The sequence below is a fragment of the Pseudonocardia hispaniensis genome (genome assembly GCF_042658695.1).
GTDB lineage: Bacteria > Actinomycetota > Actinomycetes > Mycobacteriales > Pseudonocardiaceae > Pseudonocardia > Pseudonocardia hispaniensis.
Genome location: NZ_JBHSQW010000015.1, coordinates 1 through 14,808, shown reverse-complemented (window position 1 = coordinate 14,808; position 14,808 = coordinate 1). Strand labels below are relative to the sequence as shown.

At 71.9% G+C, this 14,808-nt stretch carries 15 protein-coding genes and 1 pseudogene; 11 read left to right on the top strand and 5 right to left on the bottom strand.

Going from position 1 to position 14,808, the window contains the following annotated elements:
* Positions 1-27: 27 nt before the first annotated feature.
* A complete protein-coding gene (locus tag ACFQE5_RS07495) occupies positions 28-2,079 on the bottom strand; it encodes a transglycosylase domain-containing protein (protein WP_379584093.1) in 2,052 nt (683 codons plus the stop codon).
* Between the two features lie 761 nt (positions 2,080-2,840).
* On the opposite strand from ACFQE5_RS07495, the gene ACFQE5_RS07490 reads away from it, so the two are divergent.
* A complete protein-coding gene (locus tag ACFQE5_RS07490) occupies positions 2,841-4,061 on the top strand; it encodes an alpha/beta hydrolase fold domain-containing protein (protein ID WP_379584092.1) in 1,221 nt (406 codons plus the stop codon).
* A gap of 91 nt (positions 4,062-4,152) precedes the next feature.
* Here ACFQE5_RS07490 and ACFQE5_RS07485 read toward each other — a convergent pair whose 3' ends face one another.
* Together ACFQE5_RS07485 and ACFQE5_RS07480 are read right to left on the bottom strand one after the other, a co-directional pair.
* Entirely contained in the window at positions 4,153-4,305 is a 153-nt protein-coding gene (locus ACFQE5_RS07485; RefSeq protein WP_379584091.1) for a hypothetical protein, read from the bottom strand.
* 111 nt (positions 4,306-4,416) lie between these two features.
* Positions 4,417-5,076: an ATP-dependent Clp protease proteolytic subunit gene (locus ACFQE5_RS07480; protein ID WP_379584090.1), complete on the bottom strand. Its 660-nt coding sequence runs from the start codon at positions 5,074-5,076 to the stop codon at positions 4,417-4,419.
* A gap of 159 nt (positions 5,077-5,235) precedes the next feature.
* On the opposite strand from ACFQE5_RS07480, the gene ACFQE5_RS07475 reads away from it, so the two are divergent.
* The 3 genes from ACFQE5_RS07475 to ACFQE5_RS07465 all read left to right on the top strand — a co-directional run bounded on the left by ACFQE5_RS07475 (position 5,236) and on the right by ACFQE5_RS07465 (position 6,794).
* On the top strand, positions 5,236-6,027 hold the full coding sequence (locus tag ACFQE5_RS07475; RefSeq protein WP_379584089.1) for a class I SAM-dependent methyltransferase: 792 nt from the start codon (positions 5,236-5,238) through the stop codon (positions 6,025-6,027).
* A gap of 144 nt (positions 6,028-6,171) precedes the next feature.
* Positions 6,172-6,465, top strand: a complete 294-nt coding sequence (locus tag ACFQE5_RS07470; RefSeq protein ID WP_379584088.1) for a hypothetical protein — start codon at positions 6,172-6,174, stop codon at positions 6,463-6,465.
* On the top strand, positions 6,462-6,794 hold the full coding sequence (locus ACFQE5_RS07465) for a ribbon-helix-helix protein, CopG family (protein ID WP_379584087.1): 333 nt from the start codon (positions 6,462-6,464) through the stop codon (positions 6,792-6,794). Before ACFQE5_RS07470 ends, ACFQE5_RS07465 begins: the two co-directional genes overlap by 4 nt.
* Positions 6,795-7,094: 300 nt before the next feature.
* Here ACFQE5_RS07465 and ACFQE5_RS07460 read toward each other — a convergent pair whose 3' ends face one another.
* Together ACFQE5_RS07460 and ACFQE5_RS07455 are read right to left on the bottom strand one after the other, a co-directional pair.
* Complete coding sequence (locus ACFQE5_RS07460) at positions 7,095-7,505, bottom strand: nuclear transport factor 2 family protein (RefSeq protein WP_379584086.1); 411 nt, start codon at positions 7,503-7,505, stop codon at positions 7,095-7,097.
* Positions 7,502-8,512, bottom strand: a complete 1,011-nt coding sequence (locus tag ACFQE5_RS07455; protein ID WP_379584085.1) for an LLM class flavin-dependent oxidoreductase — start codon at positions 8,510-8,512, stop codon at positions 7,502-7,504. The genes ACFQE5_RS07460 and ACFQE5_RS07455 overlap by 4 nt, the downstream gene beginning before the upstream one ends.
* 128 nt (positions 8,513-8,640) lie before the next feature.
* On the opposite strand from ACFQE5_RS07455, the gene thrS reads away from it, so the two are divergent.
* From thrS to ACFQE5_RS07420, 7 genes and pseudogenes are all read left to right on the top strand, one after another.
* The gene (thrS, locus tag ACFQE5_RS07450; RefSeq protein ID WP_379584084.1) at positions 8,641-10,698 is read left to right on the top strand and encodes a threonine--tRNA ligase; all 2,058 of its coding nucleotides are present in this window, start codon (positions 8,641-8,643) and stop codon (positions 10,696-10,698) included.
* A gap of 35 nt (positions 10,699-10,733) precedes the next feature.
* Positions 10,734-11,291 (top strand): HIT family protein, encoded by a 558-nt coding sequence (locus tag ACFQE5_RS07445; protein WP_379584179.1) that lies wholly within the window; start codon positions 10,734-10,736, stop codon positions 11,289-11,291.
* Positions 11,292-11,351: 60 nt separating this feature from the next.
* Entirely contained in the window at positions 11,352-11,969 is a 618-nt protein-coding gene (gene pgsA / locus ACFQE5_RS07440) for a phosphatidylinositol phosphate synthase (protein WP_379584083.1), read from the top strand.
* Complete coding sequence (locus ACFQE5_RS07435; RefSeq protein ID WP_379584082.1) at positions 11,969-12,886, top strand: phosphatidylinositol mannoside acyltransferase; 918 nt, start codon at positions 11,969-11,971, stop codon at positions 12,884-12,886. The genes pgsA and ACFQE5_RS07435 overlap by 1 nt, the downstream gene beginning before the upstream one ends.
* A 5-nt stretch (positions 12,887-12,891) precedes the next feature.
* Positions 12,892-14,058: a glycosyltransferase family 4 protein gene (locus ACFQE5_RS07430; protein WP_379584178.1), complete on the top strand. Its 1,167-nt coding sequence runs from the start codon at positions 12,892-12,894 to the stop codon at positions 14,056-14,058.
* On the top strand, positions 14,058-14,585 hold the full coding sequence (locus ACFQE5_RS07425) for an NUDIX hydrolase (protein WP_379584081.1): 528 nt from the start codon (positions 14,058-14,060) through the stop codon (positions 14,583-14,585). Before ACFQE5_RS07430 ends, ACFQE5_RS07425 begins: the two co-directional genes overlap by 1 nt.
* Before the next feature lie 62 nt (positions 14,586-14,647).
* Positions 14,648-14,808 (top strand): annotated as a pseudogene (locus tag ACFQE5_RS07420) (pyridoxal 5'-phosphate synthase lyase subunit PdxS); the annotation flags it as partial.

Here is a 14,808-nt window from a genome sequence, read left to right as displayed (position 1 = left end):
CCGCTCGCGCACACCGCCTGAGGTGGATCAGCCGCAGGCGATGACGCTACAGTCCGGCGCCGGTTGTGGGCTCGCCGTGGGAGACGGGGCCGTCCGGGCGGCCCGCGGGTCGGCCCGGGAGGTCGGCGGGTCGGCCCGGGAGGTCGGCGGGTTCGACGGGCTCGGGTGCGGGGACGGTGCCGGTACGGTGCCTGGGTCGGCGCCGGGCGGGCCACCACCGTCGGGCCGCGGCGGCTCCGAGGTCGCGGCCGGGCTCGGCGTCAGCGTGGGAAGCGCCGACTGACCCGCTGCCGGCTCCCGGTCCGGCGACGGCGGCGTCCCGATCGGACGGTAGGGGATGAACGCCGCCGGTGGCCGCCCGCGCGCGGCGTCGGCCATGAACCGCTGCCACACCTTGCCGGGCAGGGTGGATCCGGAGATCGGCTCACCGTCGGCGGTGCGGATCGGCGAGTTCATGTCCGTGCCGATCCAGACCGTGGCCACCAGGTTCGTGGTGAACCCGCTCATCCACGCGTCGTTGTTCTGCCCCTCGAACCGGGACTGCACGGTGCCGGTCTTCGCCGCGACCTGGCGCACCCCCGGCGGGGCGAGGTCGTCGTGCTCGGCGACGTCGAGCATGGCCTCGATGACGTTGCGGGCCACCCGCTCGGAGAACCGGCGCTCACCGGAATCCGGCGCGGTGTAGAGCACCCGGCCGTCGGCGGTGACGACCTCGGAGATCAGATGCGGCCGGTGCCACACCCCGCCCGCCGCGATCGTCGCGTAGGCCGAGGCCAGTTCCAGCGGGGTGACCTCCTTGTTACCCAGGGCGATCCGCTCGTCGGGATCGTTCAGTGGCGAGGTGATGCCCGCGTTGCGGGCGGCGGCCGCGATCGCCTGTGGGCCGACCTGCTTCGCCAGTGTGGTGAACACGACGTTGTTGGAGATCGTCATGGCGTGTTTGAGGTCGCAGCGCGCGCATTCGGCGCCCTCGGCGTTGCGCAGCCCCGGCAGCGCCGTGCCGTCGAATGTCGTACCGAGCCCGATCGGCGGGTTCTGCTGCAGTCCGGCGAGCACCACGAACGGTTTGAACGTCGATCCGGCCTGTTTGCGCACCGTCGCGTAGTCGAGTCCGACGCCGTTGTCGCCCCCGTAGTAGGCGCTGACACCGCCGGTCTTCGGGTCGATCGCGACAACGGCGCTGCGCAGGTTCGGTGGCTGGCCGGCCAGGGTCCGGTGCGCCGCGTCGACCGCCTCGCGCTGGCGCTCGGGATCGATGGTGGTGGTGATCCGGAGCCCCTCCTGGCTGAACTCCTGGTCCGAGATGCCCAGCTCCTCGAGCTCCTCACGCGCCGCGGTCACGATGTGCCCCCGGCTGTCGGCCGGGGTGCCGCGGGAGGAGGTCGTGCGCGGCTCGGTCGACGGGAACCGCGCGGCCGCGCGTTCGGCCGGGGACAGCCAGCCCTGCGACACCATGCCGTCCATCACGAACTCCCAGCGCGCCAGGGCCTTGTCCGGGTTGATCGCCGGATCCCAGCGCGATGGCGACTGGATCATCGCGGCGAGCAGCGCACCCTCGCTGACGGTGAGCCGATCGACGGTCGTGCCGAAGTAGGCCTGGCTGGCCGACTGCACGCCGTACGCCCCGCGGCCGAAGTAGATCGCGTTGAGATAGTCGTTGAGGATGTCGTCCTTGGTCCTCTCCCGGTTGAGCTTGACCGCGACGATCACCTCCTTGTACTTGCGCCAGAGCGTCGCCTCGTCGCCGACCAGGGTTTTCTTCACGTACTGTTGGGTGATCGTCGAACCCCCGCCGACCCCGCCGCGCAGTTGGTTCCACGCCGCGCGCAGGATGCCGGTCAGGTCGAAGCCGGGATTGGAGTAGAAGCTGCGGTCCTCCGCGGCGAGCACGGCGTGGCGCACCGGCACCGGGATCGCCTCCAGCGGGACCTTGATCCGGTTGCCCTGCTCGGGGACCAGCCGCGCCAGCTCGCTGCCGTCGGCGTAGGAGACGAGCGCAACCTGGTTGTTCACCGCCTCGTCGGGGCTGGGCACGGAGAAGAGTGCGTAGCCGATCGCGAACAGCAGCAGCGGAGCCACCACGATGGTGGCGAGGCCGGCGAGGATCCCCCGGAGCAGCCAGCGCCGGCGCCGGCCGCCGCGCTGCCCGGCGCTGCCCGGGCGGCGTTGCCGAGGGCCCTGTTGTCGGGGTCCCTGTTGTCGGGGTCCCTGGTCGAGCCACCCACGGAGCAGGTCGAGCGGGCCGACCGGACGGCGGCCGCGCCGTCTGCGGGAGCCGGGCTCGGTGCGGTCGCGCTGGTCGGGAACGGACACTCGCATCCGGGGCGTCTCGTCGAAGCGGCGCCGGCTGGGCGCCGGCGGCTGCCACCAGCCCACGCCGGCGCGCCGCCGGGTGCCGCGGCGTGAGACGGGGCGCGGAGCATGCGGTCCGGCGGAACGGGTGACTCGGGCGGGCGGTGGCGTGTGCGCTCCGGACACTCGCGTCGCCCTCCTCCCGGTGCGGCCCGTCGCAGGGTCAACGATCGTTTTCGCGCACACGGTGCGCTCCGCCCTGGTTCATCACCCGAATGTCCGCGCCGAAGGGGGCATGGTTCCGCTGTCGGCACGCGGTTGTGCCACCGTACGTAGTCGGTACCCGCCGATCGGACGTACATCGCGTGGTCGCGGGTGGTTGGGGCGGGCTGGCGCCGGCTCCGCGGCCCGGGGCGCCCGCCCGGCGCAGGAACGAACCCTGGGCAACGCGCCCGGCACGGCCCGGCCCCCCGACGCGGGCGGAGGATGCGCCGGGATCGCGTCGGGGCGCCATACCGTGTGGGGGTGGAAGAGCGAGAGGAGCGTCCGTGAGCCGTCGAGCCGCCATCGCCCTGGGCCTGGCCGGTGCCCTGACCGCCGCCGGGGCCCGCAGCCCGGTGATCCGGCGCTGGCCGGCCTCGATCGTGCAGGCCGCGCCCTGCCTGATCGCCTCCGAAGCGCCGGGTGCGCAGAGCCTGGTGCACGTCGCCGCGGGGCTGGCCGCGCTGGTCCGGGGTGGCTGGCGGCGTCCCACCGGCATCGCCGCTGCGTTCGCGAACGCGGCTGCCGTCGTCGCGCTGGCCGACCTGCGCCGCGACGCCGACCGCTCCGCCGAGGTCCTCGCCGCCGCCCTCGCCCCGCTCGGGCCCGACGCGCCGGTGGCGGCCGCGCAGCGGTTCCCGGGCCGGCGCCGGGCGCGGGCCCGCTACCGACGCGCGGTTGACGTCGCCTACGGCACCGATCCGGCCCACCGCCTCGACATCTGGGCCCGGCCGGACGTGACCGCGGGCGCACCGGTCCTGCTGCAGGTCCACGGGGGTGCATGGAGCAGCGGAGACAAGCGGTACGAGGCCGAACCGCTGATGGCTCACCTGGCCGAGCAGGGCTGGGTGTGCGTGACCATCAACTACCGGCTGGGCCCGGCCCAGCGATGGCCGTCAATGATCATCGACGTGAAGCGGGCGATCGCCTGGGTCCGCACCCATATCGCCGGGTACGGCGGCGACCCGGGCTTCCTCGCGATCACCGGCGGCTCCGCGGGCGGACACCTGGCCGCGCTCGCCGCACTGACCCCGGGCGATCCCGACTTCCAGCCCGGGTTCGCCGACGCCGACACCTCCCTCGCCGCGGCCGTGCCGCTGTACGGGGTGTACGACTTCACCCTCGACGAGCACGGCCTGTTCGCACTGCTGGAAGGCAAGGTCTTCAGCACCACGCTCGCCGACGACGACCGCGGCTGGCGCCGGGCCTCGCCGGTGCACCGCGCCGGCCCGGACGCGCCGCCGTTCTTCGTGATCCACGGCAGCACCGACACGATCGCTTCGGTGGGACAGTCGCGCCGGCTGGTGCAGCGGCTGCGCGAGGTCAGCCGCTCGGCGGTCTGCTACGCCGAGTTGCCTCGCGCCCAGCACGCGTTCGATGCGGTGCCCACCGCGCGTACGGCCCACACCGTTCGGGCCGTGCACCGGTTCCTGTCCGCCGTGCACGACCGGTACCGGCGCGGCGACGATGCGGCGCGGCCGCAAGCACGATCAGAACGGGTGTGCTGAGGTCCGGCGCCATCTCGGTCCGTGCCTTTGAGGAGCCGCCGCGGATCTCCGGGGCCGAGTTCGTGGCCCGCGATGATCGATTCCTTGAAGGTCAGTGGTCGTACGCGGTGCGGCTGCGCTTGTTGGCTGCGTTCACCAGGATGACGTCGTAGCCCAGCTGCTCGGCGCGGCGACACGTGTCCGCCCACCTGGGCCGGCCGCTGACCGCGGTCGGGTTCACCCCGAACCGGAAAGGCCGCGCCACAGCACCTCCTCGATCGCGTCCATGAGGCCCGAACGTAGCCTCGTCCGCCCGGACCGCGCGGAGCGCGGATCGGGCCGGGGCTGCTCCTGGGCGGCCGTTCTCTTTATCCGATTATCCGAGACGCATGGGATCGCTGCGGGCGACCTGGTTGGCGCTGCTGATGATGCGGTCGATGAAGCCGTAGTCCACGGCTTGCTGGGCGCTGAACCATCGGTCGCGGTCGGCGTCGGCGACGATCCGCTCCACGCTTTGTCCCGTGTGTTCGGCGGCCAGCTGGGCCATCTGCTGTTTGAGTCGGCGGAACTGCTCGGCCTGGATCACGATGTCGGACTCGCTGCCGCCGACCCCGGCGGAGGGTTGGTGCATCAGGATGTCGGCGTGCGGCAGCGCGTAGCGCTTGCCGCGGGCACCGGCAGAGAGCAGGAACTGTCCCATCGACGCGACCATCCCGATCGCGTAGGTGGCCACGTCGCAGTCGATGAACTCCATGGTGTCGTAGATGGCCATGCCGGCGAAGACCGATCCGCCAGGTGAGTTGATGTAGAGCGCGATGTCGCTGGCCGGGTCCTCGGCGGCCAGCAGCAGCATCTGCGCGCAGATCCGGTTGGCGATGTCGTCGTCGATCTGTTGACCGAGGACGATGATCCGCTGGTTGAGCAGCCGTTCGTACACCGAGTCGTTCCACGACATCGGCGCCGAACCGTTGCGCATCACCGGCGGGATCACGGTGGGGGGTTGTCCGGGCCGTGCGGGCTGGGCGTGCGACGACATCGACCACTCCTCCTTCTGGTGCCGACCGGCTGGGCCGGTCGAGTACGGGAGCAGTGTCGGACGCCGGGCGCCCCGCACGATGGCGGTTTCGCCTGCGGCGGAACGTTCGCCGCAGGCGAAACGAACCCGCGGATGCGGCAGGGCGGGCAGGCTGAGGCCATGGCTTTCGCCGGGGAGATCGCGGAGTACTACGCCCGCTACCGCCGGGGCTTCCCCCCGCCGGTGCTCGATCGCCTCATCGAGGTGCTCGAGGTCGGTCCCGAGGACCTGGTGATCGATCTGGGCTGTGGAACCGGGCAGTTGGCGATCCCGATGGCCCTGCGCGTGCGCCACGTGCTGGGCGTCGACCCCGAGCCCGACATGCTGCGTCTGGGCCGATCCGCGGCCGACGCCGCCGGGGTCGATACGGTGAGCTGGCTCCTCGCCGCGGACAGCGACCTCCACCGGCTGCCTGCGCTGCTCGGCCAGCACACGGTTGCTGCCACCACGATCAGCAACGCCATTCACCTGATGAACCCGGCCGCGGTATTCGCCGCCCTGCACGAGGTCCTCGTCCCCGAGGGTGCCGTCGCGGTGATCGCCAACGGCGTCCCGCTCTGGCTGCAGAACACCGCCTGGTCCCGCCGGCTACGCTGGCATCTCGAAGCCGTATTCGCCACCGCGGTGCGCTCGTCATGCGGCACCGACGAGCCCGCCCGCAGCCGGTGCCGCGCGGCGTTGCAGGCCGCCGGCTACCAGACCTCCGAGCATCGCGTCGATTACACCGACTTGATGAGCTTCGAGCAGCTTGTCGGCAACCTCTACTCCGCGATGCCCATCGCGTGGCTTCCGGCCCTGGCCGATCGCCCCGGTTTTGAGCAGGATCTTCGCGACGCGCTGGGCGAGGTGCACACCGACGAGCACTTCCGCGAGGAGGTGCGGGTAGCCATCCTGCTCGGCCACCGACGGTAGCCGGCCGGCGTCGCAGTTCCCGTGTCGCTCTCACAGCGAAGCGAAGCCCGTGCCTGCTTGTGTTCTCGGTCCAGCAGTCGGATCTGGCACTCGATCGGCGATGAGGTGCGGGGCGATGTGTGATGTTGTGGGACACGGCCTGACGTGGTTGATGATCTGTGGTGGCGGGAGGAGGATGCCGAGTACATCCGCCATCGCAGTCGCCGCTATCCCGGCGCGACGAACATCGAACCCGCGTGGACCGCGGCGGATCCGCGGCGGATCGTCCACGATCCCGATCCGAAGAGCCGCACGGGAGCGGTGCGGGTCATCGGCTATTCGCCGAGCGCGGGCTTCGTGGCCACGATCATCGCGACCGGCGCTGCGCATGCCGGCGTCACCGCATGGAAGAGCAGCGGGGCTGACCTGCGGGACTACGAAGGGCAGGACCCACGATGACTGACTGGAGTGAAATCGGCCGGCCCACTGGGCGCGCGGACGACGCGGCCGTCGCCGCCGAGGTGCGCGCCGTGCGTGAGGAGTACGCCGAGGAGGCCGAGGCCGCGGAGGCGGCACAGAACGCCGCCGCGCTGGAGGTGCCGCTGTCGTTGCGGATCACTCGCGAGCTCGACAGCGCGCTCACACGCCAGGCGGCCGCCGAGCAGATCTCGCCGTCGGCGCTGGTGCGCCGCCTCCTGCGGCAGGCCCTGCAGGGCGGGCAGCAGCCGATCCTGACCGTCGAGCAGGTCGAGCAGATCGCTCGACGCGTGATGCGCGAGTCCGCCTGAGGGCGCCCAGGTGCCGTCCCGCTGCCAGCCCCGGAACAGCCCGTAGCCCGACTGCCCGGACCGGGGACGTCCCGCCACGGGGTACCGGCACCGGTCCGCCACCGGATCCCGTCGATCAGCTGTCGCTCGGTCCCTGTCGGGGCCGTTCCGCCCACGCACCGCCGGCAGGAGCGGTTCGAGCAGCTGCCACTGCGCATCGGTGAGGTCATCGCGGACCCCCGCGAGTTCGGTGACCTCGTCCGTCTCCGCGCACCGACGCGCCCAACCGCACCAGCCGATGATCGACTTCGTGAACAGGCGCTAGCCGCGCAGCAGCGCGGCCATGCGCTCGCGAAGCGCGGTAGCCGCGGAGTACGGACGCACCATCACGGTCAGCTCGGTGAGTTCACCGCCCTCGGTGTGCAGGATGTCGATGCCCTCCAACTCCCGGTCGCCGACCCGCGCCCGGAAGCGCAGCACATGACCACCGTCCGGGCCGTCGGCTCCCGCGTACTCCCCGACGTAGCGGAAGTCCTCGAAGACGTGCCCGACGGCGCGCAGGATCGTCCGCAGCGCCGCACGCCCCTCGTAGGGCGCGTACACGACGGGGGAGTGGAACACCGCGTCCGCGCGGAACAGGGCGACGGCCGCGTCGACGTCGCCGCGCTCGATGGCCTGCCGGAACGCGGCCGCGGGTGGGACTGCCGGGGAGGTCGGTGTCTGCGAGGTCATGGGTGCATCAGACCCGAGGCAACGGCCGGGGCGAGATCCAGGGCCTCGGCGACGAGTTCGTAGGAGCGGATCCGGTCGGCCCCGTCGTGGGTCTGGGTGGTGATCATCAGCTCGTCGACGCCGGTGCGCCGGACCAGCTCGTCGACCTTCTCGCGCACGGTCTGCGGGGAACCGATGATCTGGTCGGCCTGCCGCGTGTGGATGAACCGCCACTCCTCGTCGGTGTAGGGGTAGGCCGCGGCTTCCTCGGGGCTCGGCACGGGCCCCGGACGGCCGAGGCGCAGCTGCAGGAACGCCAGCGCCCCCGGCAGGGCGAGGCGCTGTGCCTCGGCGTCGGTCTCGGCGCACAGCACGTTCGCGGCGATCAGCGCCTGCGGTGCCTCGAGGACCGGCGAGGGCCGGAACCGCTCGCGGTAGTACGCCAGCGCCGGCAGCGTGTTCTCGGCGCTGAAGTGATGGGCGAAGGCGAAGGGCAGACCGAGCAGCGCGGCCGCCTGCGCGCTGTAGCCGCTCGAACCCAGCAGCCAGATCGCGGGCGCATTGCCCGCGGCGGGCACGGCGGTCACCGGTGCCTCGCCGCGGAAGTAGGCGGCGAGCTCGGTCAGCTGCTCGGGGAAGTCGTCGGCGTTGTGCCCGCCGGCGCCGCGGCGCAGCGCCCGGGCCGTGCGCTGGTCGGTGCCCGGGGCCCGGCCGATGCCCAGGTCGATGCGGCCCGGATGCAGCGCCTCGAGGGTGCCGAACTGTTCGGCGATGACGAGCGGCTGGTGGTTGGGAAGCATCACGCCGCCGGACCCCACCCGGATCGACTCCGAGACGGCGGCGAGGTGGGCGATCAGGACGGCGGGAGCGGAGCTCGCGATGCCGGGCATCCCGTGGTGCTCGGCGACCCAGTAGCGGCGGTAGCCGAGCTCCTCGGCGCGCCGCACCAGCCGCGTGCTGGTCGCCAGCGCGTCGGTGGCCGTCGAGCCGGAACCGACGGGAACGAGGTCGAGAACGGAGTAGGTCACCACCTCGCGTCCAACACCGGGAGCGCGGTGGATCTTCCGGATCGCCGGGGCCCGGGACGCCGGTAACCGGCTTTGTGCCGACCGCTAGCCTCGACGGCACACAGTCGTACGCTCATCGGAGGCCCCTCGTGTCCGCACCGCCCGCCCAGTCCGCGTCCGCCCGTGTCCGGGTGCCGGCCGGGACTACCGCAGGTGCGGCCGTCCGCGCGGCGGGGTGCCCGACCAGCGGGCCGGAGGCGATCGTCGTGGTCCGCGACGCCGAGGGCGCGCTCAAGGACCTGGCGTGGACCCCGGACCGCGACGCCGATGTCGAGCCCGTCGGCGCCGACACCGAGGACGGCCGCAGCGTCATCCGCCATTCGGCCGCCCACGTGCTCGCCCAGGCCGTGCAGCAGCTGTACCCGCAGGCGAAGCTCGGCATCGGCCCGCCCATCACGGACGGGTTCTACTACGACTTCGACGTCCCCGCGCCGTTCACCCCCGATGATCTCGGCCGGCTCGAGTCGGCGATGCGCAAGATCATCAAATCGGGTCAGCGCTTCTCCCGGCGCCGGTTCGGATCTCTCGACGAGGCCCGCCAGGAGCTCGCCGACGAGCCCTACAAGCTCGAGCTGATCGAGCTCAAGGGCGGCGTGTCGGAGGACTCCGAGGTGATGGAGGTCGATGCCTCCGGCGAGCTGACCAGCTACGACAACGTGCACGCGCACACCGGCGAGACGGTCTGGTCGGACCTGTGCCGCGGTCCGCACGTGCCCACCACGAAGTTCATCCCGGCGTTCAAGCTGATGCGCACGGCGGCGGCGTACTGGCGGGGCAACGAGCGCAACCCGCAATTGCAGCGCATCTACGGCACGGCGTGGGAGAGCCAGGAGGCCCTCGACGCGCATCTGTACCGGCTGGCCGAGGCCGAGCGCCGCGACCACCGCCGCCTCGGCGCCGAGCTCGACCTGTTCTCCTTCCCCGACGAGATCGGATCCGGACTGCCGGTCTTCCACCCGAAGGGCGGGGTGATCCGCAAGGAGCTGGAGGACTACTCGCGGCGCCGCCACGAGGAGGCGGGCTATCAGTTCGTCAACACCCCGCACATCACCAAGGCACATCTGTTCGAGGTGTCCGGGCACCTGGGCTGGTACTCCGAGGGCATGTACCCGGGGATGCACCTGGACGCCGAGCTGAACCCGGACGGCGGCGTGCGCAAGCCCGGCCAGGACTACTACCTGAAGCCGATGAACTGCCCGATGCACAACCTGATCTTCCGCTCGCGCGGACGCAGCTACCGGGAGCTGCCGCTGCGGCTGTTCGAGTTCGGCACGGTATACCGGTACGAGAAGTCCGGAGTGGTCCACGGGCTGACCCGGGCCCGCGGCTTCACCCAGGACGATGCGCACATCTACTGCACGCCCGAGCAGATGCAGGACGAGATCCGCTCGCTGCTGCAGTTCGTGCTGGACCTGCTGCGCGACTACGGCCTCGACGACTTCTACCTGGAGCTGTCCACGCGCGACCCGGAGAAGTCGATCGGCAGCGACGAGGGCTGGGAGCGAGCCACGAACGAGCTGCGCGCGGCGGCCGAGGCGAGCGGGCTGGACCTCGTGCTCGACCCGGGTGGCGCCGCGTTCTACGCGCCCAAGATCAGCGTCCAGACGAAGGACGCAATCGGACGTTCGTGGCAGATGTCGACCATCCAGGTCGACCTGATGCTGCCGGACCGCTTCGACCTGGAGTACACCGCCGCGGACGGGACGCGGCAGCGGCCGGTGATGATCCACCGCGCGCTGTTCGGCTCGATCGAACGCTTCTTCGGCGTCCTCACCGAGCACTACGCCGGCGCGTTCCCGGCCTGGCTCTCGCCGGTCCAGGTGGTCGCCATCCCGGTGACCGGCGAGCAGGTCGAGCACGTGTCGGGTATCGCGAAGGCACTGCGCGGCCGCGGGGTCCGCGTCGAGGTCGACGCCGGGGACGACCGGATGCAGAAGAAGATCCGTACCCACACCCTGCAGAAGGTGCCGTTCCTGTTGCTGGCCGGCGCTCGCGACGTCGAGAACGGCGCGGTCAGCTTCCGGTTCCGGGACGGCTCCCAGCTCAACGGGATCGCGGTGGATGCGGCCGTCGAGGCGATCGTCGGGTGGATCCATCGACGCGAGAACGCCTCGCCGGTGGCGGAAGCGTTTCCGATCGGCGGATGAGCGCCGCATAGGATCGAATCGTGGACGAGCCGGCGATGGTGGCCCAGGACGGAGTCGGGACGCCGGACGGTTTCCGCCGGTTATGGACTCCGCACCGACTGGCCTACATCAAGGAGGCGGGCGAGGGCGGCTGCCCGTTCTGCCGGATCCCCGGCCTGCCCGACCGGGAGGGCCTCATCGTGGCCCGCGGCGAGACGGTGTATGCGCTGCTCAACCTGCACCCGTACAACCCCGGGCATCTCATGGTGCTGCCCTACCGGCATGTCGCCGAGTTGGAGGAGCTGACCGAGCGGGAGGCTGCCGAACTGATGGGGTTCACCCAGAAGGCGGTGCAGGCGATCAAGCGGGTGGAGGCGCCGCACGCCTTCAACGTGGGTCTCAACCTGGGCGCGGCGGCGGGCGGGTCGCTCGCCGAGCATCTGCATCAGCACGTCGTGCCCCGGTGGGGCGGCGATGCGAACTTCATCACCATCGTCGGGCAGACGAAGGTCATCCCGCAGCTGCTCTCCGAGACGCGCGATGTGCTTGCCAGCGCCTGGGAGCAGGCAACCAGCGGCGGGCCCCCGGCCGGTCACCCGGCCGATCAGGACTAGGCTCGATCTGGTCCGTTGACCGTCCGTTCGCTTCCGTCCGGCAGGAGTCGGCACCCGTCGATGCTCAATCTCCACGCTCGTGCCCGCATCAATCGTCTGCTCGACCCGATTGGGCGCCGGCTTGTCGGTCTGGGGATCACTCCGGACGCGGTGACGGTCGCGGGAACGGTCGGCTCGGTGGCGGCGGCGCTGTGGTTCCTGCCCCGTGGCGAACTCGTCGCCGGAGCGTGGGTGATCACCGCGTTCGTCCTGTTCGACCTCGTCGACGGCGCGATGGCACGCGCCCGCGGCCGGTGCACGGCGTTCGGTGGGGTCCTCGACTCCGCCTGTGACCGCATCGCCGACGGCGCCTTGTTCGCGGGCCTGGTGTGGTGGTGCCTCGGGGCGGGCGAGCAGCGGCTGGCCGGCGCCGCGGCGCTGATCTGCCTGGTGACCGGCCAGATCATCTCCTACATCAAGGCGCGTGCGGAGGCCGCGGGGCTGCGCGCCGACGGGGGGCTGGTCGAACGGGCCGAACGGCTGATCGTCGCCCTGCTCGGGACGTTCCTGCAGGGTGTGGGGGTGCCCTACGCGCTGGCCGTGGCGCTGGGGGTGCTCGCGGCGGCGTCGCTGTGGACGGTCGGACAGCGGATGGTCGCCGCATACCGCAGCGCGCAGTCCCAGCAGGGGACGTCGTGATGGGTGGACGGATCGCCGACTGGGCCGCGGATCGCGGCTACGGCGCGGGATGGCGGTTCGTGCGGGCGATGCCACCGCGGATCGCCTCCGGTGCGTTCCGGGTCGGCGCCGACATCACCACCCGCCGTGGCGGGCGCGGGGTCCGGCAGCTGCGGGCCAACCTGGCTCGGGTCGTCCCGGACGCCACGGCGCACGAGCTGGACGATCTCGTGCGCGCGGGCCTGCGCAGCTATGCGCGCTACTGGTGCGAGGTGTTCCGACTCCCCTCGTTGGACCCCACGGAGATCCACCGCCGAATGGATCCTCTGGTCACCGGCATGGAACCCGCGTGGGAGGCCCTCGACGCGGGCCGCGGGGTGGTGTTCGCGCTGCCGCACAGCGGAAACTGGGACATGGCGGGCGTCTGGTTCCTCGAGTCGCTGCGGCTCCGGGGCCGTGAACCGGTCTTCACCACCGTGGTCGAGCGGCTGCGGCCGCAGCAGCTCTACCGCCGCTTCGTCGACTACCGGGAGTCGCTGGGCTTCGAGGTCGTCGTCGCCGAGGACGGCGCCGCCACCTACCGGACCCTGATGAAGCGGCTCAGCGCGGGCGGGGCCGTCTGCCTGGTCGCCGACCGCGACCTGAGCGGCTTCGGTGCGACGGTGTCGTTCTTCGGCGAATCGGCCAGCTTCCCTCGCGGCCCGGCGCGGCTCGCGGCACTGACCGGCGCCCTCCTGCTGCCGGCCTTCCCGCAGTTCACCCCGGACGGGTGGGCGCTTCCCCTCGGGGAGCCGATCACGGTGCCCGACCGCGCCACCGTCGACAAGGCCACCCAGGCGATCGCCGACGCCTTCACCGGCCTGATCACCCGGGCCCCGGCCGACTGGCACATGCTCCAGCCCGTGTTCACCGCCGATCGGGTATCGGTGGTCTCATGACTCCGCTGCGGATCGGCATCGTGTGTCCGTACTCGCTCGATGTCGCGGGCGGTGTGCAGCGGCACGTGGTCGACCTGGCGCGCACGCTGCAGGCCCGTGGGCACGTGGTGGAGGTGCTCGCTCCGGCCGAGGAGGACCGGGACCTGCCCGCCTTCGTCACCCCGGCCGGACGGTCGCTCGGCGTGCCCTACAACGGATCGGTGGCCAGGGTCCGGTTCGGGCCGGTGGCCTATGCGCGGGTCCGACGCTGGCTCGCCGAGCACACCTTCGACGTTCTCCACCTGCACGAACCCACCACGTTCTCGATCTCGGTACTGGCGTTGCTGGCTGCCGAGGGGCCGATCGTCGCCACGTTCCACACGTCGACGGAGCGGTCCCGCGCGCTCCTTGCCTTCGGTGGGGTGCTGCGCCCGTTGATGGAGAAGGTGACCGCGCGGATCGCGGTGTCGCCGCTGGCCCGCCGGGTGCAGGTCGAACATCTCGGCGGGGACGCCGTCGAGATCCCCAACGGGGTCGATGTGCGGCGGCTCGCGCACGGTCCGCTGCTGCCCGGCTACCCGCGAGCGGACGGGGACACCGTCGGTTTCCTGGGCCGTTTCGATGAGCCACGCAAGGGGATGCCCGTGCTGCTCGACGCGCTGCGGCCGCTCGTGGCACAACGCGCGGGGCTGCGGTTGCTCGTCGTCGGCCGGGGTGATGCCGACGCGTTGCGCCGGCAGGCGGGTCCCGAACTGGCCGGCCGGATCGACGTTCTCGGTGCTGTCGACGAGGCCACCAAAGCCGCGGCGCTGCGCTCGATGAGCGTCTACTGCGCACCCAACCTGGGCGGGGAGAGCTTCGGTATGGTCCTCACCGAGGCGATGGCCGCCGGGGCGCCGGTGCTGGCCAGCGACCTGGATGCGTTCCGCCGGGTGCTCGGGCGGTCCGAGGGCGCCGGGGCCGGGACGCTCGCCGGGGTGCTCGTCCCGCCCGGAGACGTGCGGGGGTTCACCGCTGCGCTGGCGGCCTTGCTCGACGACCCGTCTCGCCGTGCGGAGCTGACAGCGGCCGGCAGGCACCGTGCGGCCGAGTACGACTGGCCCGTCGTCGCCGAGGCCGTGCTGCGGGTCTACCGGGCGGCGATGGCGGCCGACCCGCGGCAACTCGTGACGGTGAGTGAGGGGGTGTCGTGATGCTCCTTCCGTGGCTCGCGCTGATCGCGGTGGCACTCGTCGTGATGTGGGTGAGCCTGCTCAGCGTCAGCCGGGCTCGGCGACTGGATCGGCTCCACATCCGGACCGATGCCGCACGCGTCGGCTTGCAGGCGGCGCTGGACCGCAGGTCGAGGGTGGCCGCTGAGATCGCCGCTGCGCTGCCCGCCGTCGGGCGGGACGCGACGGCGCTGCGCAGCGCGGTGGCCGAGGCGCGCGGCGGTGCCGTGAGCGACCGCGAGTCCGCGGAGAACACCCTGACCAGAGCGCTGAGCGAGATTGATCGCAGCGCGGTGGCCGAGGCCCTGGGACGGGAGCTCGCCGACGCCGAGCAACTGGTCATCGTGGCCCGCCGGGTGTATAACGACGCCGTCCGCGACACGCTCGACCTGCGTTCGCGGCGGCTGGTCGCCTGGCTGCGACTGGCGGGGACGGCGCCGCTGCCGCGGTACTTCGACATCGCCGATCCGGAGCCGATTCCCGCGACCGTCCGCCGGAGCGTGGCGTAGCCGCCGCCTCGTGCTGCCGTACCATTGACAACAATTGGTTCTCCCCCCAGAGAGGTATTGCCGTGTCGCCCGAGCAGGCTCACTCCGAGAACACCGGCCCGCAGCAGGGGACGGCGCGCGTGAAGCGCGGTATGGCCGAGATGCTCAAGGGTGGGGTGATCATGGATGTGGTCACTCCGGAGCAGGCGCGGATCGCCGAGGATGCCGGGGCGGTCGCGGTGAT